Genomic DNA, 26,721 nt, shown 5'->3' on the forward strand with positions numbered 1-26,721 from the left:
GGAAGGGCCATCCGAATTGAATACGAATAGCTGCAAAGGAAGCGAAAATGCGCGAACTGGAAACCACCAAGATCAACGGTGTTGCCATCATCGATCGGCTGCAAATCCTCGATGAGGTCAACCGTTATGCTTGGGCGTGGGATAGCGGCGATATCGAGGAGTATCTCGATTGCTATGCCGAAGACGGAGCGCTCGAGCATCCGACCAAGGACGGCCAGCCCGGCTATCACACCGGGCGCGATGCCGTGCGCGCGGCGATCAAGGCCAATATGGAGGCTCGCCCGACCAACGCCTACGGACTTCAGCACCATTTCGGCTCGCCTCGGCTGGAACCGGATGGGGATGACGTTATCGTCAATGCCTATTGCGCGGTGCTGCGCCACGAATTCCACCGGACCTACTGGCCGAGCGGCCCGAGCTTCCGGATCGGAACCTGGCATTGCCGTTATACCCGCACCGATGCGGGATGGCGTATCAAGGTGCTTTCGGTGAAGATGTGGACGGACACCGCCTTCAACTCCGGAATCGCGATTCAGGATCGCAAGCCCGGCATGGTGGGAACGGGAACGCCGTTCGGCTGACCCGGCCTTCTCCGACAACTGATACTGCAACTTGAAAGATGGGAATTCCAAATTGTCCGCAACACCTGTGCTAGAACATGCCTTCAGCGTTCGCCTGCGTTTCCCCGAAGTGCCACGCACACGCTTTCAGCCAGCCTTTTCGCAGTTTACACGAGGCTTTGTCTCGGTCGCTGGAGGCGATGTCTATGGGCCACAGCTGAACGGCATCGTGGTCCCCAACTCAGGCGGTGACTGGCCGATGATGTGGGGGAGCGGGCTGATCGATTTCGAGGCGCACTACATGCTCGAAACCGACGACGGGACGCCGATCTATGTCCATAACCGGGGCCTGGCCTATTCATCGCCCGAAACGCTACGGAAGATCGAAGCGGGCGAGCAGGTGGCGCCGGAGGAGACCTATCTGCGGATAACGCCGCGCTTCGAAGTGCCCACAGGCAAGCATGAATGGCTTGCCCGCACGATCTTCGTGGGAACGGCGGAGCGGCAGGGCAACGAGACGCAGTTCGAGTACTATGCTGTCCGCTAAGGGCAATTGAACCAAATTTGCGCGGGGGCAATCCGGGGACGAGAACGCCCGGCTTGTGCTGCCAGGCCCTTATGGAGCTATCGCCACCCTCCATTCCAAACCCCGGCCTGCAACGCGTGAGAGCGTTCATGCCGGGGTGATGGGGAAGTCGATGTCCCACATACTGTTTTCGACACTCATGGCTGCCTTGCAGAAGCCGAGTGCGCTATCCCACTTCATGCCGTTTGTGGTGATGCAGAAGGTGTCACGAAAATACTCGCTGGGAAGACACTTCAGCGTGTCACTTCGCGACCTGTGCGTGAACATTTAGTCGAGCCGCCAGCGCCAGACGGGAATACCTTCGCCCATATGTTCTAGGACAATCTTCAGATTGGAAAAGCGGTCGAACAGTCCTGACCTGATCAAGCGCAATCCGTGTAGCCCGGTTCCCGCCCCCACACCCCTGGATTGCGGTTTCCAAGCCATACCGCATGACGGGTTCGGCCATGCCAGCCGAGGGTCGGCGCGGGTGGATGTCAGCGGGAATCGATAGCAGCTTTCTTTGCCGTAGCCGCATTGCCGAGCTCGCTCCCGCCGTTCGCGAGGAAGCCGGAAATGAGGGTTTTGAATTCTTCACCCGCCCCGATGCCGAGGATGGCTGGACGATGATAGAGCGGTATCGCGACCGCGCTGCGTTCGAAGCACATCTGCAGGCCGCTCACACGCGCGCGTTCAATGCCGCGCTGGAGAATCTGGTGGAGGACGGTGCGTCAGAGGTCACCGAACTTACCCCCGCGTGCCAGCCGCAAGACGCGGCTCCGGGCATTCGCGGGATCGACCATGTCGGCGTGACGGTGCCCGATATCGACACGGCGTCCGATTTTCTCAGCCGGGCCTTTGACGCGCGCGCACTCTACGACGTGCTGCCCGCCAATGCCGAGCCGATGAAGGGCGATGACGTGGAACACCAGCTCGGCCTGCCTAAAGGCGCGCGGATCGGCGCATCGGCCAATATCGAGATGTTCCGCATCGCAAATGCCGAGCAGGCGGGTTCCGCAGGGCTCGCCGACTATGGCCTTCAGCATATCGCGCTCTACGTGGATGACATGGCCGCCGCCGCCGCCCGGCTCGAAGAAGCCGGGGGCACACTGTTGTCCGATCCTCACGCGCTCGCTGGCGTAGAAGGGGCGCAGAACAATTCGGGGTTCTACGCTCGTGCTCCATGGCATATGTTGATCGAACTGATCTCCACGCCTGACGGGATCGACTACCCCGACGATTGCCCGATGCCCCGGTTGAAACCACAGCCCGGCGCGCAAGCAGCGGAGACGGTCCGATGATCAAAGATGGCCATGTTTCTCAAACGCAAGCAGGGAATGAGCCACGAAGCCTTCGTAAGACACCATATCGAGGTCCACGGACCCAAGTTTCGCTAAATTCCCGAGGCGGAAACGCATTGGTTGCGCTATATTCAAACCCATCCTGTGCAGCTTGACACCGACGCGGCCGAAAATGCCGATTACGACGGCATCGCCGAGCTGTGGTTCGACAGTCAGGAGGGCATGGAGGCCGTGTTGACATCACAGACTTACAACGACGTGGTCTTCCCCGGCGAGAAGACCTTTCTCGACCACGACAACACGCTGATCCTGGTCGGCGAGCAGTTCGAGATCATCGGCAACCATCGCGAGGGGGCATGAGCGCGGCAGCCGACCGCCCTTCCGCGACCCGAGCCGGTCTCGTAATTCTTGCGCTCGCGATGGGCGGGTTTGCGATTGGCACCACCGAGTTCGCGGCGATGAGCCTGCTGCCATTTTACGCGGCAGACTTCGCCATTAGCGAACCCGTCGCCGCGCACGCGGTGAGTGTCTACGCGCTGGGCGTGGTGATTGGCGCGCCGATCCTCGCCTTGTTCGGGGCGAGCTGGCCACGGCGTCGCCTGCTGGTGTGGCTGATGGCGGCGATCGCGATTGCCAATGCGGCGACGGTGCTGGCACCCACTTACCCTACTTTGTTGCTGTTCCGGTTCCTCAGCGGAGTGCCGCACGGTGCGTATTTCGGCGTGGCCGCATTGGTCGCCGCCTCGCTTATGCCGGAACGACGCGCGGCAGCGGCGTCCTACGTGATGGCGGGCCTTGCTGTCGCCACCGTGATCGGCGCGCCTTTCGCCAATTGGCTTGGCCTGCATGTCGGCTGGCGGGTGGCCTTCGGCGGCGTAGCGGGGATCGCAGCGGCGACAGCGCTTGCCCTCCGGATCCTGGCACCGCTGCAACCGGTGGAGGGGGTGCGAAGCCTACGAGGAGAAATGCGCGCGCTGTCGCATCCGCAGGTGCTGCTCACGCTGGGCGCCGGGGCGGTGGGCTTCGGTGGGTTGTTCGCTGTCTATAGCTTCCTTGCGCCAGTGCTGAGCGAATATACCGGCGCTGCGCCGGGCACCATCCCGTGGGTCTTCGCGATCTTTGGTATCGGCATCCTTGCCGGGAACCTTGTTGGGGGCTGGATGGCGGACCGCGCGCTCAGGCGGTCGGCCATAGGCCTGTTGGCATGGAGCGCCGTGTTCCTCGCCCTCTTCGCCTTCGCGGCCGGCAATATCTGGTTGCTCATGCCGGTATGCTTCGCCATCGGAATGGGCGGAGGCCTCGGGCCGATCCTTCAGGTCCGCCTGATGGATGTTGCGGGCGAAGCGCAGACGATGGCAGCGGCGCTCCACCACGCTGCGTTCAACATCGCCAACGCGCTGGGGCCATGGCTGGCTGGCCTCGCCATCACCGCCGGAATGGGCTGGACCGCGCCGGGCTGGGTCGGGCTCACACTTGCCTTGGGAGGCATCGCGATTCTCCTCGCTGCATTCGCGCTGGAGCGACGCAACGAGGGCCGCGTGGTCGTTGCGACGTCGCCTTAGTTGGCTGAGACCTTCAAACTCTCCTTAGCCCGGCGTCGAGCTGTGCGATGAGATCGTCTGCATCCTCGACGCCGCAGGAATAGCGCAGGAGGGTTTCCGATATACCGAGCGCTGCGCGCTGCTGCGCGGTGCATTCGACATGGCAGGTGACCGATGGCGGCCCGATCAGCGTATTGACCGATCCCAGGCTCGCCGCGCGGTGGACATATTTCAGCCCGCCAACGAAGCGCTTGAGCACCTCGAAATCGCCATCGACCGAGAAGCTCAGCATCCCGCCGAAGCCCGACATCTGGCGCTTGGCCACATCGTGCTTGTCGTGAGTTTCGAGGCCGGGGTAGAACACGCTCGCCACCTTGGGGTGCTGATTGAGAAAGCGCGCCACTGCGAGGCCGGTCTCGTTCTGTTTCTTCACCCTGAGGTCGAGCGTCTTCATCCCGCGCAAAAGAAGGTAGGCGGAGAAGGCGGAGAGGACCGCGCCGCAGATCTTGCGGTGTTCGTAAACCGTCTTCACCAGGTCTTCACGCCTGATCAGCACGCCGCCCATCGCATCCATCGCGATCAGCCCGCCGTCGCCGCCGAGCGCGCCGATCAACGTGTGGTGGCTCGGCGTGGAAGATGTGCCGATGGAATATGCCCAGCACCGCTATCTGACCAAGGATTCGGCCGCGACCTTTCTCAACCCCGACTACCAGATGCAGGAAGCGACCACCTTTGCCGGACGGACTTTCAAGCGCGTGATGTATTACGCATGCTCGGACCCGGCCCGACTGTTGCCGCCGGTTACCGCGATGCTGACCGCGTTCGAAAGGGGCACGCGAGACGATCTGGCCTGGGTGGAACTCACGGCTGGCACCATGATCGAGAGCGGCAAGCGGGATGCTGCACGCAAACTGCTTACCCACTATGCCGGCACCCGCGCCATGGCCGCGCTCGATATGGGCGAGACGATGGCCGATGCGCTCGATGCCTATACGTTGCTGGCGATGGGTCGGCGCGTGCCTGCGGGCAGTGAGATCAACACGTTCGATCCGACGGTCAACTGCCTTGCCAATGGCGACCCCGACGTGCCGGATTGAGCTGACCGACCGTTTCGATGCCGATTGCGATGTGCTCGCGGATCGGCTGCTCGTAGAAGCGGTTGGCCTGCCCCGGCCGCTTGATCTCGCCATGAAGCGGCTGGTCCGAAACGCACAGCAGCATTCCGCGGGGCAAGCGAAAGCGCTGGCCTTGCGTGGCGATGGTTACCGATTCCATGTTGATGGCCACGGCGCGCGACTGGTTGAAGCGCAGCGCATATTCATCGTGCCGCAGTTCCCAGTTGCGATCGTCGGTGGTGACGATGGTGCCGGTGCGCAGCCGGTCGCGAACGCCTGCGTCATCCTTTCCGGCGACGATTGCGGTCGCGCGGTGAAGGGCCTGCTGACCTCCGCGAGTGGCGGCACCGGTCGAGCATCCGGTCGAGCACATGATCGTCGCGCAGATAGCCATGGGCGAGCACGTAGTCGCCGATGACCTGGCTCGACCCCAGGCCGCGAAGGCATCGACATAGCGGTGCTGAACAGCACTTAGCGCTGAAATGCCCGAGCGGGCGAATCGCAGCCTGGCGCACTGCGCCATCAGCGACATGATCGCCAACCAGCGCCGGCTCGGTGGTCGGCAGGACCGTCGCCAGCTCTGCGGCCCGCACGTCCTCAAGGTCCAGACCGTCAATTGCGTAAGGGTAAGGGATTTCGACGCCGGAGGTCGCGATCTCTACCTCGATCTCGTGATCGGATTCAGCGGCCGATACGGATCACCCCGTCGTGTTCTTCCACCGGGGTATCGAGGCTGACCGCGATCGCATCGGCAAAGCTACGCGCTTCGTTCGGCTTGAACGAGCCTTGGAGCTGTTGCTCCCCCAGCCTGCGATCGGTCACTCGCATTTGTATGCGGTTGTGCCGGCTGAATTCGGCCACTGCGACGCAGAGCGTTTCTCAGTTCAAATCGATATTGCCTTCACGCCACGCCAGCGCGCAGCGCATGTCGCCCGTCTCGACGCGCTGCACCAGGCCCGTTTTCTTGATGCGCTAATGCCATTCATCCCCGGCGACGGTCGAACCGTCTTCGAGGGCAAGCGAGCAAACCTCGCCGTGTTCGGTCACGATTGTCTGCTCGGCGATGGGCAGGAAAAGGACCGCCGCCAGAATAGCGTCGATCCGGTCGAGCTTTCGACGGGAGCAGACGACCTCTTCGGTATCCGACCCAGGCATCCCGACGACCGGCGACTGATTTTCCGTAAGCGCCTCGAGCTGGATCACACGCTCGCGGCGCAGCCGATCCCGGCAAAGTTGGCGACGAGATCTGGCAACAGCAACGGCAACGGTCGGGCCGCGCGATCCCGCCGCCGCGATAGCGACAAAAAACGGTACGCAGGAATATCATGCGCAATGGAACAACGGCGGTTCTTGGGGTTTTAAAGAGCGTACATGGTCTATACCCTGCGTCATGAAGGCGAGTGTGCCAACAGATGAAGCTAGCTCCCGACTTCTGGAATTTTCGCGGCTCGTTCAAGGTGGCCAAGATCATCGACGTGGGGACCCATCTATCGCTGGTCCGCCGCCCCAATGGACGCTTCCTCGTCCTTGACAGCTATGATCTGGAACAGGAGCAGCGTGATCAGCTGATGCGGTTGACGGACGATGGCAAAGCGGTGGACGCCATCGTAAACGTTCATCCGTTCCACACCGTCTTTTGCCGCGCCACACACGAACTTTTGCCCCATGCGCGATTGATCGGCACAAGGCGGCATCTGTCGGAGTTGCCGGAGTTGCCCTGGGACAAAAACGTGATCGAAGATACCGCGACCCAGGCAGACTTCGCCGATACGCTGGAATTCTCGCTCCCAGGCGGCGTCGATCTGGTGACGGACGATCCGGATGTGCATGCAGGTTCGGTGCTTGCCCGCCACCGCGAAAGCCGGATCGTCCATGTGGACGACACAATCAACGTCCTGGCTGCCCCGGGCTTTCTTGGCCGCCTGCTGCCGCAATCCTCGCTCAAGTTTCATCCCAAGCTGCCTGAGGCGCTGGAGAAGCGGCCGGGTGCGACCGATGCGTTCGCGGGCTGGGCGCGAGACATCGCAGAGCGCTGGTCTGACACACGGATCGTCTGCGCCGCCCACTCCGACATACGCCACCTTGGCGAGGGCGGCTGGCGAGAGGAGGTGCTGAAAGCGCTGGAAGGCGTGGACAAGACGCTTTCCAGACACCGCGCGGAATTCGGCTAAGCCGCCGATCGCGCCACTCGATACCATGCTCCTCCCGCAAGCGGACCCAAGTGAATGACGGACAGTTTGAAATGCGATGTCGCTGTGATCGGCGCCGGCACAGCGGGGCTGGCGGCGGAACGTGCGGCGCGCAACAACGGTGCGACCACTTTGCTGATCGACCCGCATTTCGCGGGGACCTTGTGCGCGACCACTGGCTGCATGCCCTCGAAGTTGCTGATCGCCGCTGCGGAAGAAGCGCATCGTATCGAACGGGCCGATACCTTCGGCATTATAGTCGGCGACATCGAAATCGACGGGCCTGCCGTCATGCGCCGGGTCCGGTCCGAACGCGACCGCTTCGCCCGGCTCACCCGGGAAGGCTTCGATAATATTCCCGACGGCATCATGATCGAGAGCCGCGCGCGCTTTCTCGGTCCGAACCGGCTGGCTCTTGCCGATGGGCGCGAGATCGAGGCAAAAGCGATCGTGATCGCCACTGGCGGGGAGGCCAGGCTTCCACCCGCCTATGCCCGGCTCGGCTCGCGCGCGCTCACCCACGAAAGCATCTTCGAGATCGAGGATTTGCCTCGCCGCCTGGCCGTGGTCGGCAGCGGCCCGATTGGCCTCGAACTGGCGCAAGCCTTCGCGCGCCTCGGGGTGGAGGTCGCCTTGTTCGACCGCGCCGACACCTTGGCCAAGGTGCGCTGCCAGCGCGTGCATCGCGCGCTGCTCGAAACGGTCGAGAGCGAACTGAGCGTCCATCTTGGCTGCGATGTCGAGCCCGAGCTGTCCGAAGAGGGTGTCACCATACGCTGGTCGGCGAACGGAGGTGGAAACGAAAACGGCGAGGAGCATTTCGACCTCGTTCTTGCCGCCATGGGGCGACCGCCTGCCCTCGAAGGTCTCGATATCGACAAGGCCGGGCTGGACTGCGATGAACACGGCGTGCCGTGCCATGACCGCGCGACGATGCGCTGCGGCGACAGCGCGATCTTCCTCGCCGGGGACGTGGCGGCGGACTTGCCGCTGCTGCATGAAGCATCGCACGACGGCGCAATTGCCGGTCGTAACGCTGCCCGCTTCCCCGCAGCGATCAAGACCGACCGGTATGTGCCCTTTGCAATCACCTTTACCCATCCCGCCCTTGCGACGATCGGCAGCGCCGAAGACGATGGAGCGATAACGGGAACAGTCGATTTTTCCGATCAGGGCCGCGCCCGAGTGGAGGCTCGCAATCGCGGTGTCTTGACGCTTTACGCTGCCGCGCCCGATGGCCGCCTGATCGGCGCGGACCTGTTCGCCCCGGCAGGCGAGCATCTTGCGCATATGCTCGCCTGGGCTATCGACACCGGAATGACCGCTAGCGAAATGCTTGAACGACCCTTTTATCACCCAACCGTGGAAGAAGGCCTCAAAAGCGCGCTGAGGACGATATGCGCGGCCACGCCAATCCCGCTCCCAGACGATCAGGACAAGGGCGTGCCCCCGGGGTCATGAGGGGACTGCGCCTTCTCGCCGGGCTTGCGGTAACTCTCTCCTTTTTCGCGCTTCGAAATGCAAGCCGGTTGCCGGCCCGCAAGGTCGCGGCTGGCAAGGAATTGCCCGATGCCTCCGGCACATCGCTTGCTGCGGCTGCAAGGCGGCAGACCAAGGACCATCCGAATCTTTCCGGGCTCCATCTTCTCGAAAGCGGTATCGACGCATGCGCTGCGCGGCTGGCTTTGGTGAAGGCGGCCGAAAGTCGGCTCGATGTGCAATATTACATCTGGCACGGTGATCGGACCGGCACGCTGTTGCTGCAGGCCATCCACGAGGCTGCCGAGCGTGGCGTGAAGGTCCGCATGCTGCTGGACGACAACGGCATCTCAGGGCTCGATACGGCGCTGGCCGCGCTCGACCAGCACCCCGGTGTAGAGATCCGGATATTCAATCCCTTCGCTATTCGGTTTCCCAAGGCACTTGGTTTCCTGTTCGACTTCAAGCGTCTCAACAGGCGCATGCACAACAAGAGCCTTACGGTAGACGGCAGCGTGACCATTGTCGGCGGACGCAATATCGGCGATGAATATTTCGATGCCGATGACGAAGCGATGTTTGTCGATCTTGATGTCCTCGCAATCGGCCCGGCTGTGGCTGCCGTAGAGGAAGATTTCCAACGGTATTGGGACAGCCAGTCGGCATATCCGGCGCACCAGATCCTGCCGCGAGTGCGAGCATCGCAACGACGCAAACTTGCCAAGCGGGCCGCCGCTGTTTCACGCGATGATTCCGCGCGTCGCTATATCGGGCGGCTGAACGAGTTGTCGCTCGTCGACGATCTGCGCAATGGGGCGCTGGCTCTGGAGTGGGCCGAGGTCCGCTTGGTAAGCGACGATCCGGCAAAAACCCTGGGCAAGGCTGAACAGCGGGACTTGCTGCTGACGAACCTTCAAGGCCTGATGGGCCCTGTCAGACGCGAGATCGGCCTTGTTTCCGGCTACTTCGTGCCGGGAGCGCAGGGAGCGGAAACTTTCGCCGATCTTGCAGCCTCGGGGATTTCGATCACGATCCTGACCAACGGCTATGCCGCCAGCGACGTGGGCCTGGTACATGCCGGTTACGCACCCCATCGGAAGCGGCTCGTCTCCGCCGGAGTACGGCTTCTCGAGATTCAGCCATGGCCTACTTCCCCGGGTACAGCCCAGAAGACCAATCACGTCGGTATCGCCAAGCGGTTTCGCGGCACGGGCACCGGATCCACCGCGGCCTTGCGGTCGGGCGTGACGACGTTGCACGCCAAGACCTTTACGGTTGACCGGGAAAGGCTTTTCGTCGGGTCATTCAATCTCGACCCCAGGTCTTACGAACTGAATACCGAGCTCGGCTTCGTGATCGAAAGTCCGGCATTCGCGACAAGGGTTGCCGATCGACTGGAGGAGGCGGTGAAGGGGCCGGTTTGCGAAGTCGTGATGGGTGCCGACGGCGAATTGCGCTGGAAGTTCGTTGCAGAGGACGTGAGCCTGGAGCTCGATGCAGAGCCCGGCATGACCGCGCTCGATCGATTAATCGTCGGTATCGCCAGGCGCCTGCCTATCGCGCGGCTGCTTTGAGGGCGGAAAGCGACCGTTGCTCAACTGCACTTAGATGTCCGCCAAGCGCCCTAATTTCAGTCATTCGAGCACTCCGGGCATATCCCCGAAAGCGGACGTCGAAATCGCCGAGCAGCAGCAATCGGGGACGATCCGGAACGTCTCCTTTCGGCAGCGCAGATTGGGATAGCGGACGTTATCTGGGGAGACCGGCGTGTCGGCTTTGCGGGTTCAAGCCCCGACATCCAGTCGGCCTGGGCATTACTCCCATGGCAGCCATTCAGCTGCAACAAACTGTATCGTCCAGCGTGTTGAGCCAACATGCATGGCGGCTGTCATGATGATGTTATGATCTCCTTCTTATGCGGACCTCCTTTACCAAGGAGGCCCCATGCAGCCGTTGCACGAGCAATCCACATCGCTGCTGCAGCGCCGCGATGTCTTTCTCGGACTATCGTTGGCCGAGTTCTGGGAGCGCTTTGCTCTTGCCGGTCTCAAATCGATGTTGACCCTTCTGCTTATCGAAGAGCTTTTGCCGCAGAGCGGAAGCATACCCGGATTGGATATCCTTCGGTCTTTGCTAGCTCGGGGCACGAATGGACCAAATGCCCCCGTGGCACTCGCATCTCAGATTTATGGCTTCGCAAATGCTCCGAACATGATCTCGATGCGGTTTCGGCGTTTGTATCGGCGCTTGTCGTATTTGACGGGAAAAGAACGGGATTTGAGGCCCGGAATGCAGGGCGTGATGCCCTTTTGCTCGAGCGCATCCCTGAACCATTCGGCGTCATAGCCCCGGTCAGCCAGCATCCACTGCGCCTTGGGTAGATCATCGAGCAGGGCTGCCGCGCCGGTGTAATCGCTGATTTGCCCTGCCGTGATAAAGAAGCTCAAAGGGCGGCCGTTGGCGTCGGTGACGGCGTGAAGCTTGGTGTTCATGCCGCCCTTGGTCCGCCCGATCAGGCGGCCGAGGCCCCCTTTTCTACCCCAAGGCTGGAAGCCGTGCGGTGGTGCGTCTGCTCACAATCACAGGTGACGAAGTGCAAACTTCAACCCTCACGCCTCCAGACGGCCACGCATCGCTCTACCCGGACCTGCAAATCGGCCCCGAAGGCGTGGCCGCGCTAACCTGGTTCGATGAGCGCGACGGAAATCAGGAGGTCTATCTCCAGTTGTTTGCGGCTGGCGATGGCGCGCTTGCACCGACTGGTGAGCCCCGACGTATCAGCCACGGGCCCGCCGACTCCATCGGCGCCTATATCGCCTGGAATGGTGCTACGCTCGGCCTCGCCTGGAGTGACTATGTGATTACCGGCGACGGCGGGCATGGCTCGGTCACCAGTTCGACCGCGCAGTTTGCCCTCCTAAGCGGAAGCGGGTGATCCTGTTCCGCGCCGTCTATTGGCAAAGTTCCATCCCAGCAGCGCGAAGAGGAACAGGCCGAAAGCCAGTATAAAATCCTGCAGCGACATCGACGCAAGCTTCGGCTGCTCGGGCATCTCAGGCTGTTGCGACCGCACTTCCTCCGACATGACCTGTCCCGTCAGCGGCGGCTGATCTATAGGTTCAACGCTCTCACTCGCAGGAGCAGCCGTAGCGTCACCCGGCTCCGCGCCAGACACTGGCGGGGCCTCTGATGGCGCGCGCCCGGCAGGTGCCTCGGGCGCTGCTACGCTCGCTGAAACAGGCGCGGCAGGCGAAGGCAAGCGCGAAACCAGCTCGCGTCGCTGGTCGCGCGTCGCCTCTTCGCGCGCATCGTTGCTGACGGCGAAAGCAGCAAGCTCGGTGGCGGCTTCCGCAATGGGGCGACCCATCGCGGCCTCGAAGGCAGCGCGCGTCTGCTCACGCAGCTCTACGGCCACGCCCATGCGCTCGGCCTCGGCATAGACATATTCGAGCATCCGGCCATTGCCGCAGGAGACCGAGGTGCAGTTCACCCCATGCTCCGCGACATTTTCCAGATACTCGCGCACCAGTGTCGCGCGGGTATCTTCGTCGGCGTTCCAGTAGTCCTTGCGGATAGTCTCGATCATCCGCGCGGTGATGTCCTGATAGGCATAGGGCGAATTTTCGTCGAACCACTGCTTCATGCCGAGATTCTGGCTGTCGAGCACATAGGTTTCGTAGGTCTGGTTCCACAAGGAATCGTCGATGATCTCGGTCGTCGTCGCTTCCCATCCCCAAAGGTATTCGACGAATTCGCGCATGGCCCCGGCACCGGCATAGCCTTCGGCCTGCATGCCCCTGATCCATTTGCCATTGACATAGCGCGAGCGGAATTCGCGGCCGATGAACTGTTCCAGCCCGATCATCGCCGGATTGCCCGGGTCGCGCGTGTCGGTGATGACGAGATCGGGATCAGCCCCGTCGATGCTGCGGATCGCGGAGGAGAGACCGCCCATGTACATGAACATGTCGTCGTTATCGAGCGTGCCGTAGAGCATAGTCGAGTTAGAGTGGACGATCTTCTCGGTGCCCGAGAGGTTGAGCGCGAAGACATCGGGCATGGGCTGGCCCCAGTAGCCGTTGCCATAGGCATGGCCCATCTTGCGGATATACTCGTTGGCAAATCCCGCGTCGCTGTCCCACGATCCGCTGGTGGCCACGATGTCCGAGGTGTTGAGATTGAAGGTGCCCGGCGGCTCGTCGAAGATGCGCACGCCAGCCATCTGATCGGCCTCGGCCTCGGGCACGCCGCTTTCGATCAGCGCCTGCTTGATCTCAAGATAGTGCTGTCGGACCTGGTTATCCGGCTCGTCGAGCACGCGCACTTCCTGCACCGCCTTGTCCATCAGGCGAGTGAGTCCACCGAACAGGCCGGCGGCGGTCGAGGCGATCACGATATCGACGCGCGGTCGGCCCAATTCCTCATGCGGGATGACCTCCACGTCGACCACCCGGCCGCGCGCGTCCCATACGGGCTTGGTACCGAGCATGTAGAATATCTGGCTTTCCAGCACGCCCTCGTGGCGCATGGTTTCGTCACCCCAGATCACGAAGGAAATCTTTTCGGGGTATCGCCCGTTCTCGGCCAAGTGGTCGTCGAGCATCTGCTGGGCCAGTTTGCTGCCCATTTCCCACGCCGCAGGCTTGGGGATCTTGTCGGGGTCGATGCCGTAGAAGTTGGCTCCGGTGGGATAGCTGTCTGGATTACGGACCGGTTCGCCACCCTTTCCGGCCGGAACGAAACGCCCTGCGAGCGCCAGCATCAGGCCGTCGAGCTCGCGCGGGCCGGAGGCGAGGATGCGGCCCTCCATCTCCTCGCCGAAAATGGTGACGGCATCTGGCAGCGCCGAACGGTCGATGCTGAGGATCGCTTCAACCGTGCTGTCCACCGCCTCGGGCGCAGGGGTGCGGCCGAAGGCGTGCAGACCATAGGGGATGATCTGTCCACGTAGCTCGATCATGTAATCCTCGACCCGGTGCAGTTCCTCGTCGGACCACTGCGCAGCTGGATCGAGATCGAGATCCTTGGCGATACCCAGCTCGATGGCGAGATCGCGTGCCTGCCTCGCGTAAATCTCAGCCAGTTCGGGGTTCTTGCTCTCGTTCTGGATGTGGTCGTTCATCAGCTCGCTGAGCCGCGCGAGGTCTTCGGTGAGCTCCCCGCGCACGAAGGGCGGCACCATGTGATCGATGAGCGTCGCCATGCCGCGACGACGCGCGACCAGACCTTCGCCCACCACATCGACGTTGTAGATATAGGCATCGGGCAGGTCGCCGATCATGGCATCGGGTGCATCGTCAGGACCAAGGCCCGCATCGCGACCATCGAGCCATTCGAGCGTGCCATGGGTGCCGACGTGCACCACCGCATGGGCGTCGAACGCTTCGCGCACCCAGGCATAGGCGGCGTAATACTGGTGGCTCGGCGCAAGGTTCTGCGCGTGATAAAGCATTTCGAGGTCTTCGCCCCAGGCGCGCGAGGGTTGCGGCATCAGGCGAATATTGCCGTATTTGAGCGCGGGGACGATCAGGTTTGCCTGCTCGCCAAGGTGCTCGGTCATCAGCTTGCTGTCAGCGGGATAGCCCCAGTCGGCCAGCATTTTTTCCTTGAGCGAGGGAGAGAGCTGGTCCAGCCATTCCACATACTGTGCCAAGGGCACGCGCTGGGCGCCACCGAGCGCGATGAGTTCGGCCAATTCACCCGGCGCATCAGAGCCGACGTTGCGCGCCCGGCTGGTGATATCGGCAAGGATCGCATCGGCACTGGGTGGTTCGCCGCCGATGTCGTAACCTTCTTCCGCGAGGCGCTGCATGATCCGTTCGAGCGATTCCGCCACGTTGAGATAGCTGGCCGCGATCCCGGCGCGGCCCGGCGGATAGCTATAATACATGATCGCAACGCGCTTGTCGGCATTGGCAGTGCGGGAGAGGTCGGCAAAGTTGAGCGCGCGGCGCACCGCCATGTCGACCCGTTCTGCGATGGGCCTCGTGACGACCGACGACAGGCCGGTCACCGCATCGTTCACCCGTTCCTTGGTGCCGACCACGGTCGGCGCGACCGTGCCCGCAAGTTCGGGCGAAGCGAGATTGAAAGTGCCCTCGAAAGCCGATAGCCCGGTGGGCGAAGTGCGCCAGTCTTCCTCGCTGCGGCCATAGAGGCTTATGACGTTGATGACCGGAATACCGACCTCTTCGAGCAGTTTCGCCGCCTCGGCATCGTTGAACTGGAATGAGAGGCCGAGTCCGACATCGGCGCGAACATCCTCGCCGGTGCCCAGCAGTTCGCGGAAGGCCACCGCGCCCGGATAGCCGAAGATCGGCACCGCCTCGGCGCCCTGCGCTTCGATATCGGCGATCACCGCGTCGATCAGCGCCATGTCGCCCGAGTAGTAATTCGCCTTAAAGAAGCCGACCGCGACCCGCGGCGCCCCCGGCTTCAGCTTGCCATTGTCGGCGCGCCACTGGTGGAACGCGTCCCAATCGGCAAATACGCGGCCCGTGCCGCCATCGGGGTAGTAGTAGCCGAAATCGAGCGACAATTGCGGCTCGGGCAATTCCAGACCTTCGATCCCCGCTCGTTGCAGCGCCAGCTTAAGCAGTCCCAACTGGTTCGACGGCCCGCCATGCTTCCAATAGGCGCGCGCGCGCGCGTCCCATTCAACGCCCAATTCGGTGTAGTAGCCTTCGCCCTGAATGCCCACACCCACGCCGAGTACACGGCCCGTTTCGGCGAGCAGATCGGCATCGTTCTGGTCGTCGAACTGGTCGAGCATCTGCTGGTTCATCGTGTCGAACACCAGCACGTCGTTCTCCCGGAACGCGGCAGCGTCGGTGTCGGCAAACGAGCTTTCGGTGAGGATGCGGATTTCGATCCGATCCTTGAGGTCGGGCCGCTCCTCGAACAATGCGCGCAACGCCGCTACCGTGCCCGGCGTCTGTCCATCGGAAAACAGGTAGCCGAGCTGGATCACTGGGGTGTCGCCAGCCTCCTCCTGCGCCGCCAGCGAGGCGGGCAGGGCAAGCAGCGCCCAGAGGAGCCGAATGGTGTTAAGGAGCTGGCGCAAGAACCTGCTCACCTGCTGGCTGCATCTTCGGGCGTCTCTCCATCGGGAACATAGATGATCTGGCCATTCGCCAGCCGATAGGCCGAGCCGAGCCGCTCGCCATCGCCCGAACCTTCCTCGCCCGTCACCTTGTAGGCGGTGATCGTCTCGGCTTCCTTGACGACGATCTCCTGCATCCCGTTCTCGTCGGTCTTGATCATGGTCACGGTGCCTTCGCCGCTCATCAGGTCGCCCATGTTGTAAACCGAGAACAGCGTGATCATCAGCCCGACGATGAACACGATGGAGGCATCGAACAGGTTGGCAACGCCAGCCAGCGGATCTTCCTCGGCAGGCTCGTCAGGGGCGGCTAGCTTGATGAAGCGGCCCATCAGCGGTTCTCCATCTCGGCAGCGACAACTTCGGCCAGATAGCGCTGCTCGCGGATCGACGCGCTGACCCAGCCCTGCCGCAGCGCCACGAGGCCATAGGCGACGGTGCCGGTGGCAAGGCCGATGATCGTGCTGGTGAAGGCCACCACCATCTGCCCGGCCATCGCGCCGAGATTGCCGCCCGCCATCGCGGCCAGCGAGGTGCCCATCGGGATCAGCGTGCCGATGAGGCCGAGGCTCGGGCCGATCTTCACCAGCGCGCGCGGACCATCGAGGCCGTGGCGCAGCTGTTCCTCGTATTCGGCGACGACGTTTTCGAGCCCGCCATGGTGCAATGCCTTGCCCGCATCGAGCGCCTGAATCTCGGTCAGCATAGCGCCCAGCGTCCCTGGCAGTTCCTCGCGCCGTGCCAATTCTGTATCGAGCACGCGACCGCTTTGAAGCCAAGCCTTCAGATCGAAACCGGCTCTGTCCCTGCGCCTGCGCACCGCAATCACAAGGTAGCTGGCCGCGTAATAGAGCGTCGCCGCTACACAGACCCACAGCAGGATGAACACCGGCAGGCGCAGCACCTGGCCGAGCGCAAATAGGCCCTGTTCGAGAATATCTCCGAAATTCATTTGCTTGTCCAAATCCCTCTCACAAGGCCAGCCGCCAAAGCCAGACCCACGATTGCCAAGGCCCATAGCGGCGGATCCACAGAAGCCCCGGAGGCCGAGCCTTCGCCCAGCATTCCGGCCGACTGCCAGCCATAAACGATGTCTCCCGACAGCCCGATAACAGGCAGGATCAGGGCGACAGCTATCATCAACTGTTCATCGCGCCACTTCGCCGAGCCACGTCCCGTTTGCAGAGTGAAGGCCACGATCAGTGCTGCGGCGCTAAGCGAGCCGGCAATCCATGTCTGGATCCCGGCCGTGGCAACCAGAGCCGCGGCCAGACCTGCGCTTGCCCCTGCCAGCAGCGGCCCGAGGCGCGATCCGCCATCCGCGATCAGCCGCCAGATCGCCCCCATCGTTACAAGAACCGCAATCCAGTTCGGTTGCGGCGATAGCCAAAGTGCGCACGGCAATATAAGCGCAAAGCCGAGCGCCGCCCACAGAGCCGACGAAAGCGTCCGCCCGCCATCGCGCAGGTGCATGGCCGCCGCGATGAGCGCAAGCATCCAGATCAGCGATACGGCAATCGACAGCATCAATCCTCGCCCATCGGGCTTGGCGCAGACCGCCTGCTATTTCTCAGCCATAGAAACACGCCTGCAAGCGCGGTCGCGGCAACGATGAGGCCGAACAGGCTGATCACCAGCTTGTAGCCCTCACCGAACATTTCGCCCGTATGAAGAAGGCGCAGCGACTTATCGAACGCATCGGCGCTCGTCTCGCCAAATTGCTGGCGAAATTCGATCAGTCGGCCGGAAGCCTGATCGAACCAGACAGCGGTCGAGCCGGTTTCGGTCGGCCCATCGAGACTGGTCCGCGCGTAGTAGCCTATCACATTGGCATAGGGCCGAAAGCTCAGCGCCTCGGGGCCGCGCACCGTGAAGCCGCGTTGATCTGCCTGCGCCTGCATCAGCCTTGCGCCAACCTCTTCTGCTCGCTCCGGGGGCATCGCCTGGCCAGCATCAGGAGCGGGGTTGTCGACCGGTTCGTACAATCCTTGCGCCCCCAGCATACGCTGGACCGGCTCATGGACGGCATCAAGATTGAACGCCACGGCAGACCATGTGAACACGAAGGTCAGCGGCGCTAACCAGAGGCCAGTAGCGCGGTGAAAGTCGCAAAGGCGAACCTTGTGCGCGCCCCTGCGGCGAAGGCGCCATGCACGCCCCCAGTGCCGCCAGAACGAAGGGCTGCGCCTGCGCGAAAAGGTCAGCACCAGGCCGGCGATCGAGAGCAGCAGCCAGGCGAGGGCCACCACCCCGAGGATCAGCCGACCCGTCTGCCCGGCGGCAAGACTGTAATGCACAGAGACAAGGAACGGAGCGATATTGATTGGGCCGTCGCTTAGTTCAGCGAACTTTACCCGCGCGCGGATGTCGCCGGTGTAGGGATCTAGGAAATATTGCTGGAACGGCAGCGGCGGCTCGCCGGTCTGGGCGCTGACGAACACCGATGATGCGTGATCGGCGTCGGGCACTAACTGGATGAAGCTGACCGCGCCGCCGGTCTCTTCCTCAACGATGCGCTTCAGCTCGAGGCCCGACAGGACGGGCGCGCCGGGCACCGGCGGCGAGACATCCCATACCTCGCCCGCGACAAGCGAGCGGATATGGTCCTGATAGGGGATCACCGCACCAGTGAGCCCGGTAATGACCACCGCGAGAGCGACGATCAAACCGAACCACCGGTGGGCGATCAGCAATGCCTTTCGCATTCAGCTAATGCGGTACGTCACAGACGCACCCGCACCCCGCCATAGACCATCTGCGGCGGCGAGCCGTAGTTAAGGATGGTCTGGTATTCCTCGTCGAACAGGTTTTCGACGCGGGCGTAGATTTCCACCATATCTGTGATCGGATAGGAGGCGCGCAGGTCTACCGTGGTGTAACCCGGCACGACTTGCGTGTTCGCCGCATTGTTGAAGTGATCGCCGACGAAAGTCACGGTGCTCGCCAGGCTGAGGCCGGAAGGTGCGGTATAGCTGGCGGTGGTGTTGAAGGTGTCCTTGGCGCGGCGCACCAGCTGCTTGCCGATGTTGGGATCGCCCGGCGTCGCAACCTTGGCATCGAGATAGGTGTAGTTCGTCGACAGGCTGAAACCGCCGAGATCGAGCCCGGCGCCCAATTCGAGCCCTTCTGCGTCGACCTGCCCCTGGTTCTGGTAGATGCCGAACAGGCTAGGATCGGAAGAGCAGCGCGGATTGTCAGGAATCGCCACACAGCTCACATAGGCGACGAGGTTTTCGGTCTCTCGGTTGAAGTAGACTGCCGAAACACGGAACATGTCGCCGAAGAAATGTTCGCCGCCCACTTCCCAGCTTTTCGCTTCCTCGGGCTGCAGGTCGGGCGTGCCGTAACCGGCAGCATAGAGTTGGAACAGGCCCGGTGCCTTGAACCCTTCCGAGTAGCTGGCGCGCAGCACTGTGTTGCCGCCGTTGGGCGTATAGGCAACCGAGGCCGCGCCCACCGTGGCGCCGCCGAAGTTGCTGTGATCCTCATGGCGCACACCGCCGGTCAAGGTCAGCCCTTCGATCGGCTCGACGGTGATGTTGCCATAGAAGCCGAGCGTATCGTCGCCCACGGTAACGGCAGCCGAGGAGCTATCGAACGCGTTCTCGGCATATTCCACTCCGAACACCACGAAGTTGCCTTCCGAGATGTCGAAGGTGCCTTGATATTCGAACCGGTCGCTGCGCCCGCTCGCATCGAAGGTCTCGACCGGGTTGATCGGATCGGCCTCGCTCAGGTTGACGCGGCTGATCTGGGTCCGGCCATAGGAGATGCGATTGGCAAGCCGGTCGAACAGTGTGAAGTTGAAGCCGGCATAACCGAGCCAGCTTTCGCTCAGGCCGCGGTTGGCAGCATCGCCATTGAACGCGTCGTATTCGACGTCGCCATCGGAATAGAACGTGCGCAGGTCGAGCGAGACATCGTCCGAGAACGCATAGTTGACGCGGCCGTTGAGTGAGACGTTCTCATATCCGTCACGCTCGGTGCCGGTGGCGTAGGCAGAGACGCCGTCCGAGGTGGAGTAGTTGCCGCCGGTCGTCCAGGTCAGGCCGCCACTCTTGCCGCCCACGCCGACATTCATCAGGTAGCTGTCGAGTTCGCCCGCCTCGGCCTGGAACTGCGCCTCGAAGGGCTTGCTCGGCGCCTTCGAGATGATGTTGATCACGCCGCCGATCGCCTGGCTGCCGTAAAGCACCGACTGGGTGCCGCGCAGGATCTCGATCCGGCCGATACCGCCGGTGGTCACGTCCGTCAGCGAAGCACCGCCGTCGGTGGTCGAAGGATCGTGCAGGTGCACGCCATCGTAAAGGATCAGCGTCTGCCCGCTGTCGGCACCGCGGATGTAGACCGAGGTCGCTGTGCCGCGACCGCCGTTGCGGCGGAACTGCACGCCTGGGGTCTGCGCAATCAGTTCGGTAACGCCGATCTGCTGGCTCGCCTCGATCTGGGCCTCGGTCAGAACCGTAACGCTCTGGCCGACCTGATCGAGCGAGACAGGCGTGCGGTTGGCGGTAACGACGATCCGCTCGTCGTTCTTGTCTGCGGCTTCGTTAATGCCGGTGGTCGTCTGAGCATGCGCGATTGCGGGCAGCATCAGGCCAATGGCGCACAGCGGCGCAACCGTAACGGACTTCCTCATGATAACTCTTTCTGTTCTCGAACCTGCACGAGAGGAAGGGAACTGCCCTGCGCGACCTCAAAACGACCCAAGCGCCAGTAAGTGTCAGTTGTGGAAGCCCCTCTCGATTGCGCGGCAATGGCAGGAGCCGCACGACCGAATAAGGTTATTTACGGCAACAAGCGGGTTACAGCTGCGTTACAAGCAGCGATGTCCGGAGAACACAACCTTGGCCTTTCCCGAAGTGGATCAGTTCAAGGCGCGCAGCTCGAAGGTCGGGCAGAAGTTCGGTTGGCTGATCGTTTGTTGTTCGCTCACATAGGCATGATGCCAAACCGCTCCATGCACTGAAGACCGGCTGCTCTTAGGTCACAACGGTGACACTTTGGAAGTCTGGAATTAGGGCGCTTTATTGGCAGTCGGCTCGACCAATTGGCAATGACGGGTTTAGGCAAGAGCGGACATTGGCTGAAAGACTAAAGTGCTCTCAAAGCAATAGGGTTAGTGAACTTGCGCAGCATCGTCACATTCCTGAACTTCGCCATAGCTGTCGGGCTTTGCTTGACCGCATCAGCTACCATGGCGCTCACCCCTCTCGTCTATCCGCAAGTTCCGCTCTTTCCGTTCATCGCAGCCAATTGGGTGCTTTGGATAATCGTAGCAGGCGTCTTTCGCCGCTCAAAAGCAGAATGGGCCACACCTGCGGAGAGCATTTGGTGGAATAGACTCACATCGCTCGCGCTCATTTCGTTTACTCTCGCGGGCTTGTTCGCATTTTATCACGCTAAAACTCTCATTCGCGCTGGAGACCTAGCTCAGTTGCGTTGAAGCAATCACGTTCGCGTAGCGCAATGACGGCTCTCCACCCTATTCTGTTGAAGAAGTCGCCGCTGGAATGGTTGGGCACTCGCAGCTGACAGGGGGCGAGCGGCCCTGCCGTTTGGCTCAGGCGGGTGCGAGGCCTGGCATCGGCCGCATCTTGGCGAGCTTGCGTAGGTTTTGGGCTGCGGCGACGAGGTGGAACTCATCTTTTGCTCCATTGGGACCGCGCAGGCGCAAGCGGTCCAGCTTCAGGATGCGTTTGAGGTGAGCGAACAGCATCTCGACTTTCTTCCGCTGGCGACTTGATACGAGGAAAGCATCGCTGGTGGTGATCTCGCGGGTCAGATCGCGTGCCCCTTCGTGGACCGACCGGGTTACTTTGCGCGCAGGCATGTTGGGTGTGCAACGCTGCCGCAGGGCGCAAGCCTGACAGTCCTGCTGCCGGGCGCGGTAACGGATTGATCCGTCCTTATCGATCCCGCTGCGCGGGGTGCTAAAGTTGCGATTGGACCGTCGCAGCCGATTGCCACCCGGGCAGACATAGCTGTCATTCTCATGGTCGTAGATGAAGGCGGATCGCTCGAAGGTGCCGTTGTTGCGCGCGGATTTTTCGAACACCGGGATGTGCGGCTCAATGCCTCGATCCTCGACCAGCCAGGCCAGGTTCGGGGCCGAGCCATAAGCGGTATCGGCGACGAGCTTCTCGGGCCACAGGTCGAAGCGATCCTGCGTCCGCTCGATCATCCGCCGCTGGGCGAAGACCTCGGCCTGCCTGATTGCGGTAGTCGCTTCGACATCGACGATCACCGCGTGGTCGATATCGATCAGGTAATTGGTGCTGTAGGCGTAGAAGGCCCGCTCACGCGTGGCCGCGGTCCAGCGTGCAGCAGGATCGGTCAGGTTGATCCGCTTGGGCGTGACCGGGGTCGATCCGCCGAACGCGGCATCGTCGAGCACTTCGAGATACTCGGCAACCGCGCGGCCCGCCGCTTCGGACGGAAGACCTTCCTCGCCCGGCACCGAACGCTGGCGGTGAACATCGGCGCGGATCAGGCTGGCATCGACCGCGAACCCCTCGGCGCCCACCAACCCTTCGGCCATGCAGCGCTCGACGGTCAGCTCGAAAACCTTGCGTAGCAGATCGCTGTCGCGGAAGCGGCCGTGCCGGTTCTTCGAGAAGGTCGAGTGATCGGGCACAGCGCCGTCGAGATCGAGACGACAGAACCAGCGATAGGCGAGGTTCAGGTGGACCTCTTCGCACAGCCGCCTCTCCGAGCGGATGCCCATGCAATAGCCGATGATCAGCATCCGGATCATCAACTCGGGATCGATCGAGGGTCGCCCGGTCTCGCTGTAGAACGGCTTTCAGATGCTCACGGGTACCAGACAGATCGACGAACCGGTCGATCGCGCGCAGCAGGTGATCGCCCGGCACGTGGTCCTCGATACGGAAGCTGTAGAACAGCGCCCCCTGCATCACCGTCCGCTCGCCTATCATCAGCCTGATCTCCGCTTGCCTGCGAAGATTGAATCAGGACTTCACACCGACCGCAAGCGAGAGTTTTTCAACGGAATACGCCCTATTCTAGGTCATTCCGGCGTCCAGCCCGAGCGCCTCGAAGCGGTCATCCGTAAAGGATGGAGAGCCTGACAGCTATGCCGCCACATTCAGTCGCATCCGTACTGGATCAGATAACGGGTTTCGTCAGCGTCAGTGGCTTTCCGGCATATCGACGCGCTGAGGGACTGCGACATAGGCTGAAGAGGCGTCGAGGGACCTCGTGATCTACACTCTTCTCGATTCAAGAAAGGGTATACTAAGAATCTTTGGCATTGAGCCGTGTAAAATCTGTTAAAATGGAGGCGTTAATTCGAGAAAAAGTACTCGAAAAGGTGTTGGATGAGCAGGAATTTGAAATGGCTCGGCGTCATAAAAGAAGCTAGCAAAAAACGCCGGTGGACGATGCGCCAATTGGTCATGAATGCAGCACTTGCCACTTTGATGGGGTGTGCGCCGAAAACGCTTGATGTTCTTCCGCAAGTGACGGGACTTTCGCGGTCCATCAAGGTGGAGCGGTTGGGCAGCGGTCCCGTCATTCGTCCAGGCATGGCCGGCCTGGAGGGGGAGCTGGGCGAGAATATCAACGGCCCCGCCGTCATCCGCGTCCCCGACTGGATCGAGGGGCGCCTCGGCCGCTATTACATGTATTTCGCACATCATCGCGGCGACTACATTCGGTTGGCCTATGCCGATCATCCCGCCGGACCGTGGACCGTGCATCCCGGCCGAACGCTTCGGTTGGAACAGACCACCGCATTGCACCACATTGCCTCACCTGAAGTGGTGGTGGACGAAGCCAATCGGCGCTTGCTGCTCTATTTCCACGGCCCGGTCGAGATGCCGGGGCAGGATTTTGGCGGGCGGCCCTATCGTCAGGAAAGCTTCGTGGCTCAATCGAGTGACGGGTTGAGGTTCGAGCCGCTCTCAGGAGGCTTTTCGGCGCCCTATATGCGCGTGTTTTCTCATCGGGGCGTTCGTTATGGTTTGGCCATGGCGGACAAGGAGGGGGCCTATCCCGCATGGCTTCGCAGTGGACGCTTTTTTCGCGCGCAAGACGGGTTGATGCCTGTGCTGCCTGGCCCGCGCATCCTCGACGAGATGCGTCATGCCGCGCTGCTTCACCGGGGAGACCGGCTACATGTGTTCTATTCGAAGGTGGGCGATGATCCCGAACGGATAATGCATGCTCAGGTAGACCTGCGGCCGCACTGGAGCGAATGGACGGCAGGTCCGTCCGAGGAGGTCATGCGCGCGCAGGAAAATTGGGAAGGGGCCGACTTGCCCGCCACGGCATCGGTAGGCGGGATGGCCTATGGCGAGGTCAACGCTCTGCGCGATCCGGCGATCCTGGACGATGGGCTGGCGGTATATCTCTATTACACCGTTCGGGGTGAGCGGGGCATCGCAATGGCGCAGCTCCACTTCGAGGGCGAAAGTGTCAACCGGGACGAGCACACCGAAAAGGCACCAACGAGATGAGCACCAGGCGTGAAGTAATTGAAACCGGGCTGGGAGTGATTGGCTCGATGGCTCTGGCGGACAGGGAGGCGCATGCCGCTCCGGTCTATCGTATTCCTGAAGGGCTCGCCGCGCCGGGCGACCTGCTGCGCCAGCTCGACGAAGACCTGCGCATTCATGCGTCCTTCGGCAGCAAGATTTCAGGTGGAAAGGGCGACCTTGATGCGGCGCGGTGGATCGCTCAACGGCTCGACTCGCTGGGGATGGAAGTGCGCAAGCTGGACTTTTCGGTTCCATCTTTTCTCGCGGATGTGGCCGAGGTCCGTACTCCGGAAATTGTAGTTCCGGTGTTTCCCCAGCCGGTCGTGGTACCCACGCGTGTGGGCGGGCTGCGGGCGCACGGCGCTTTGATGCGCGACGAATTCCACGCCCCGCAGGTGGCCGGAAAGATTGCCTTCATCGACCTGCCCCATGCCCGCCATGCGGCGCTGTTCAATCCACCTGTCATGCCGCTGGTGCAGGCTGCGGTCCGCGCCGGTGCGCAGGCCATCGTGTTGGTGACCAACGGCCCGACCGGGGAGGTGATTGCGCTCAACACCAAGCTCGACCCGCTGGTTGATGTGCCGCTCGCCCTGATTGCGCCGAAGGACTTCCCGCCGGTCTCTAAAGCGATTGCCGAAGAACAGTTGCTTGAGATCGAACTGGTCGGCGATGCCAGCGATGCAACCAGTTGCAACATCATCGCCACACGCCGAGCGGGGCCAAAGTGGCTGGCCTTTTCCACCCCGCGCTCGGGCTGGTTTCAGGCGGTTGGCGAGAGGGCGCCGGGGACGGCGGCCTTTCTCGAACTGGTGCGCTGGGCCAGCGTGCGCTTTCCCGATCATTCGATTTTCGCGATGAACAATGGCGGGCACGAATTCGACTTCAAGGGGTCTCATCTGGCGCTCGCAGAAGCTCCACCGGCTCAGGATACGGTGATCTGGACGCACCTTGGTGCCGGCCTCGCCACGCGTGACCGGCTTGGGCTGGGTGTGCGGCAGCTGGGCATGATGGATACTGCCGATCCGCGCCGGGTGCTGATGGCTTCAGGGGAAATGCTCGATACCTGTCGCCGCGCCTTTGCGGATATTTCGGGCTACAAGGATCCGCTCGAGATACTGGGCGGAGCTGGGGAATTGTCGACCTTTATCGATCACGGCTATCGCCGCGCCTTTGCCGGGTTGGGTGTGCACCGCTGGTGCCACGTGCCCGGCGACGGGATCGAAACGGTGGATGCCGGGTTGCTTCTGCCTGTGGTCGAGGCCCATCGCGCGGTGATTGAGGAAACGGTCGGGCGCTTCGGAATAGCTTGAAAGGCTCCTACCTTGCGGTCGGGGAGCGCAGGCCGTGCAATTGCGCGATCGCCAGCCCCATCTCGCCGGCCACCGAATAGATCAGGTAGTCGCGGCCTTGTTCGCTGAAGATCGCCGGGTCGCGCAACTGGTGAAGTGGGCTGGTGGCGGGCCCCAGGCCTGACGCTGCGGGCGCGATGTTGGCGCCTTCGTAATCACGCTCGGGCGACAGGATCAGCTTTGCCGGGCCAGTGCTCCAGTCGGCCCAGTCGCCGGCCATGTTTATCTCGCGATAGAAGACCGATTCCGGGTTGTCGCCGCGATTGGTGTAAAACACCTGCAACCGCTGATTCTCGACCCGCACTGCGCTGTGGCGCGTGTTGTCGGGGAACAGCGAGGGGCCGCGTTCGAACGCCCCTAGTCCGGTATTGGACCGGAACAGCACGCCCGGCATCGTTAGCGCATGAACCGCGCCGCGATAATTGAAGGCGCGGGCGTACCAGTCCATCGCTACTCCGCCGTATTGCGAGAAAGTCAGCCCATCGCTGGATAGCGCGACTGCGGTTTTTTGCGTCCGGGTGCCGGGCACCACGCCGTGGAAATACATCCTGAAGCTGCGACTGGCCTCGTCCACCACTACATCTGGCGAGGCGATATGATCGGCAAACCCCGTATTAGTGATGTCGAGCACACCCGGTTCGTGAGTGGTCCAGGGGCCGGCCAGATGGTCGGCATAGGCCATTCGGATATAGGAACCGCGGTGATGCGAAAAATAAAGGTAATAGCATCCGAGCCGGTCAGGCACCCAATCGGGCACGCGGATCAGGCTGGGGCCGTTGATGTTGCTGCCCATCCGGCTGTCCATATGGGGTGTGATGATCGGTCGGTTGAACAGCCGCTCGGCCCACACTGGCGGGCAGTCGGAGCCGCACAGTTCGGTCGTTGGCCACAGTTCTGCCTCCGAGGCGGTAGTGACCGGTGCCTCAGCACGGTCTTGGGCCAGGCTTCTTCCGCCTGGGCCAACAATTGCTGCGCCGGTTGCCAGTGTACCGGCCATGAAGTGGCGCCTGTCCATAACG

Annotated in this window: 23 protein-coding genes and 4 pseudogenes; 14 read left to right on the plus strand and 13 right to left on the minus strand. The window is 62.2% G+C overall.

The window, feature by feature from the left end:
• Nucleotides 1–47: 47 nt before the first annotated feature.
• The 5 genes from ABDJ38_RS14885 (at nucleotide 48) to ABDJ38_RS14905 (ending at nucleotide 3,988) form a co-directional block, all read left to right on the plus strand.
• Nucleotides 48–581 carry a nuclear transport factor 2 family protein gene (locus ABDJ38_RS14885; RefSeq protein WP_346785914.1) on the plus strand — a complete coding sequence of 178 codons (534 nt, stop codon included), beginning with the start codon at nucleotides 48–50 and terminating at the stop codon, nucleotides 579–581.
• Nucleotides 582–633: 52 nt separating this feature from the next.
• Complete coding sequence (locus ABDJ38_RS14890) at nucleotides 634–1,107, plus strand: DUF3237 family protein (protein WP_346785915.1); 474 nt, start codon at nucleotides 634–636, stop codon at nucleotides 1,105–1,107.
• A 470-nt stretch (nucleotides 1,108–1,577) separates the two neighbouring features.
• Entirely contained in the window at nucleotides 1,578–2,426 is an 849-nt protein-coding gene (locus ABDJ38_RS14895; protein ID WP_346785916.1) for an antibiotic biosynthesis monooxygenase, read from the plus strand.
• Between the two features lie 144 nt (nucleotides 2,427–2,570).
• Nucleotides 2,571–2,786: an EthD domain-containing protein gene (locus ABDJ38_RS14900; RefSeq protein WP_346785917.1), complete on the plus strand. Its 216-nt coding sequence runs from the start codon at nucleotides 2,571–2,573 to the stop codon at nucleotides 2,784–2,786.
• A complete protein-coding gene (locus tag ABDJ38_RS14905; protein WP_346785918.1) occupies nucleotides 2,783–3,988 on the plus strand; it encodes an MFS transporter in 1,206 nt (401 codons plus the stop codon). The genes ABDJ38_RS14900 and ABDJ38_RS14905 overlap by 4 nt, the downstream gene beginning before the upstream one ends.
• Before the next feature lie 13 nt (nucleotides 3,989–4,001).
• Here ABDJ38_RS14905 and ABDJ38_RS14910 read toward each other — a convergent pair whose 3' ends face one another.
• Nucleotides 4,002–4,580, minus strand: a complete 579-nt coding sequence (locus tag ABDJ38_RS14910; RefSeq protein WP_346785919.1) for a PLP-dependent transferase — start codon at nucleotides 4,578–4,580, stop codon at nucleotides 4,002–4,004.
• A gap of 31 nt (nucleotides 4,581–4,611) precedes the next feature.
• Here ABDJ38_RS14910 and ABDJ38_RS14915 point away from each other — a divergent pair, with 31 nt between their 5' ends.
• On the plus strand, nucleotides 4,612–5,064 hold the full coding sequence (locus tag ABDJ38_RS14915; protein ID WP_346785920.1) for a hypothetical protein: 453 nt from the start codon (nucleotides 4,612–4,614) through the stop codon (nucleotides 5,062–5,064).
• On the opposite strand, the pseudogene ABDJ38_RS14920 reads toward ABDJ38_RS14915, so the two are convergent.
• From ABDJ38_RS14920 to ABDJ38_RS14930, 3 genes and pseudogenes are all read right to left on the minus strand, one after another.
• Nucleotides 5,024–5,519 (minus strand): annotated as a pseudogene (locus ABDJ38_RS14920) (phosphorylase family protein); the annotation flags it as partial. The gene ABDJ38_RS14915 and the pseudogene ABDJ38_RS14920 overlap by 41 nt on opposite strands.
• A gap of 126 nt (nucleotides 5,520–5,645) precedes the next feature.
• Nucleotides 5,646–5,750: pseudogene (locus ABDJ38_RS16995) on the minus strand (hypothetical protein); the annotation flags it as partial.
• A 13-nt stretch (nucleotides 5,751–5,763) separates the two neighbouring features.
• Nucleotides 5,764–5,904: a hypothetical protein gene (locus ABDJ38_RS14930; protein WP_346785922.1), complete on the minus strand. Its 141-nt coding sequence runs from the start codon at nucleotides 5,902–5,904 to the stop codon at nucleotides 5,764–5,766.
• Between the two features lie 18 nt (nucleotides 5,905–5,922).
• Here ABDJ38_RS14930 and ABDJ38_RS14935 point away from each other — a divergent pair, with 18 nt between their 5' ends.
• The 4 genes from ABDJ38_RS14935 to ABDJ38_RS14950 all read left to right on the plus strand — a co-directional run bounded on the left by ABDJ38_RS14935 (nucleotide 5,923) and on the right by ABDJ38_RS14950 (nucleotide 10,324).
• Entirely contained in the window at nucleotides 5,923–6,444 is a 522-nt protein-coding gene (locus tag ABDJ38_RS14935; protein ID WP_346785923.1) for a hypothetical protein, read from the plus strand.
• Between the two features lie 95 nt (nucleotides 6,445–6,539).
• Nucleotides 6,540–7,253 carry a hypothetical protein gene (locus ABDJ38_RS14940; protein WP_346785924.1) on the plus strand — a complete coding sequence of 238 codons (714 nt, stop codon included), beginning with the start codon at nucleotides 6,540–6,542 and terminating at the stop codon, nucleotides 7,251–7,253.
• Nucleotides 7,254–7,307: 54 nt separating this feature from the next.
• Nucleotides 7,308–8,732, plus strand: a complete 1,425-nt coding sequence (locus tag ABDJ38_RS14945; protein ID WP_346785925.1) for a dihydrolipoyl dehydrogenase — start codon at nucleotides 7,308–7,310, stop codon at nucleotides 8,730–8,732.
• Nucleotides 8,669–10,324, plus strand: coding sequence for a phospholipase D family protein (locus ABDJ38_RS14950; RefSeq protein ID WP_346785926.1), 1,656 nt, complete (start codon nucleotides 8,669–8,671; stop codon nucleotides 10,322–10,324). The genes ABDJ38_RS14945 and ABDJ38_RS14950 overlap by 64 nt, the downstream gene beginning before the upstream one ends.
• Before the next feature lie 630 nt (nucleotides 10,325–10,954).
• Here the strand turns inward: ABDJ38_RS14950 and ABDJ38_RS14955 are convergent.
• Nucleotides 10,955–11,313 (minus strand): annotated as a pseudogene (locus ABDJ38_RS14955) (IS5 family transposase); the annotation flags it as partial.
• A gap of 30 nt (nucleotides 11,314–11,343) precedes the next feature.
• Between ABDJ38_RS14955 and ABDJ38_RS14960 the strand changes: the two are divergent.
• Nucleotides 11,344–11,685: a hypothetical protein gene (locus tag ABDJ38_RS14960; RefSeq protein WP_346785927.1), complete on the plus strand. Its 342-nt coding sequence runs from the start codon at nucleotides 11,344–11,346 to the stop codon at nucleotides 11,683–11,685.
• Here the strand turns inward: ABDJ38_RS14960 and ABDJ38_RS14965 are convergent.
• From ABDJ38_RS14965 to ABDJ38_RS14995, 7 genes and pseudogenes are all read right to left on the minus strand, one after another.
• On the minus strand, nucleotides 11,668–15,813 hold the full coding sequence (locus ABDJ38_RS14965) for a cobaltochelatase subunit CobN (RefSeq protein WP_346785928.1): 4,146 nt from the start codon (nucleotides 15,811–15,813) through the stop codon (nucleotides 11,668–11,670). The genes ABDJ38_RS14960 and ABDJ38_RS14965 overlap by 18 nt on opposite strands.
• 8 nt (nucleotides 15,814–15,821) lie before the next feature.
• Nucleotides 15,822–16,184, minus strand: a complete 363-nt coding sequence (locus ABDJ38_RS14970) for a DUF2149 domain-containing protein (protein WP_346785929.1) — start codon at nucleotides 16,182–16,184, stop codon at nucleotides 15,822–15,824.
• On the minus strand, nucleotides 16,184–16,804 hold the full coding sequence (locus ABDJ38_RS14975) for a MotA/TolQ/ExbB proton channel family protein (RefSeq protein WP_346785930.1): 621 nt from the start codon (nucleotides 16,802–16,804) through the stop codon (nucleotides 16,184–16,186). Before ABDJ38_RS14975 ends, ABDJ38_RS14970 begins: the two co-directional genes overlap by 1 nt.
• The gene (locus ABDJ38_RS14980) at nucleotides 16,801–17,379 is read right to left on the minus strand and encodes a hypothetical protein (RefSeq protein ID WP_346785931.1); all 579 of its coding nucleotides are present in this window, start codon (nucleotides 17,377–17,379) and stop codon (nucleotides 16,801–16,803) included. Before ABDJ38_RS14980 ends, ABDJ38_RS14975 begins: the two co-directional genes overlap by 4 nt.
• Nucleotides 17,379–18,545 (minus strand): PepSY-associated TM helix domain-containing protein, encoded by a 1,167-nt coding sequence (locus ABDJ38_RS14985; RefSeq protein ID WP_346785932.1) that lies wholly within the window; start codon nucleotides 18,543–18,545, stop codon nucleotides 17,379–17,381. The genes ABDJ38_RS14980 and ABDJ38_RS14985 overlap by 1 nt, the downstream gene beginning before the upstream one ends.
• 29 nt (nucleotides 18,546–18,574) lie before the next feature.
• On the minus strand, nucleotides 18,575–20,491 hold the full coding sequence (locus tag ABDJ38_RS14990) for a TonB-dependent receptor plug domain-containing protein (protein WP_346785933.1): 1,917 nt from the start codon (nucleotides 20,489–20,491) through the stop codon (nucleotides 18,575–18,577).
• Nucleotides 20,492–21,415: 924 nt separating this feature from the next.
• A pseudogene (locus tag ABDJ38_RS14995) lies at nucleotides 21,416–22,769 on the minus strand (IS1182 family transposase).
• Between ABDJ38_RS14995 and ABDJ38_RS15000 the strand changes: the two are divergent.
• From ABDJ38_RS15000 to ABDJ38_RS15010, 3 genes are all read left to right on the plus strand, one after another.
• Complete coding sequence (locus ABDJ38_RS15000; protein WP_346785957.1) at nucleotides 22,662–22,943, plus strand: hypothetical protein; 282 nt, start codon at nucleotides 22,662–22,664, stop codon at nucleotides 22,941–22,943. The pseudogene ABDJ38_RS14995 and the gene ABDJ38_RS15000 sit on opposite strands and share 108 nt — an antisense overlap.
• A 249-nt stretch (nucleotides 22,944–23,192) precedes the next feature.
• Entirely contained in the window at nucleotides 23,193–24,332 is a 1,140-nt protein-coding gene (locus tag ABDJ38_RS15005) for a glycoside hydrolase family protein (protein WP_346785934.1), read from the plus strand.
• On the plus strand, nucleotides 24,329–25,663 hold the full coding sequence (locus tag ABDJ38_RS15010) for a hypothetical protein (RefSeq protein ID WP_346785935.1): 1,335 nt from the start codon (nucleotides 24,329–24,331) through the stop codon (nucleotides 25,661–25,663). The genes ABDJ38_RS15005 and ABDJ38_RS15010 overlap by 4 nt, the downstream gene beginning before the upstream one ends.
• Nucleotides 25,664–25,670: 7 nt before the next feature.
• On the opposite strand, the gene ABDJ38_RS15015 is transcribed toward ABDJ38_RS15010, so the two are convergent.
• A complete protein-coding gene (locus tag ABDJ38_RS15015) occupies nucleotides 25,671–26,699 on the minus strand; it encodes a glycoside hydrolase family protein (protein ID WP_346785936.1) in 1,029 nt (342 codons plus the stop codon).
• Between the last annotated feature and the right edge of the window lie 22 nt (nucleotides 26,700–26,721).

The organism is Aurantiacibacter flavus (genome assembly GCF_039710615.1).
GTDB classification, from domain to species: domain Bacteria; phylum Pseudomonadota; class Alphaproteobacteria; order Sphingomonadales; family Sphingomonadaceae; genus Alteraurantiacibacter; species Alteraurantiacibacter flavus.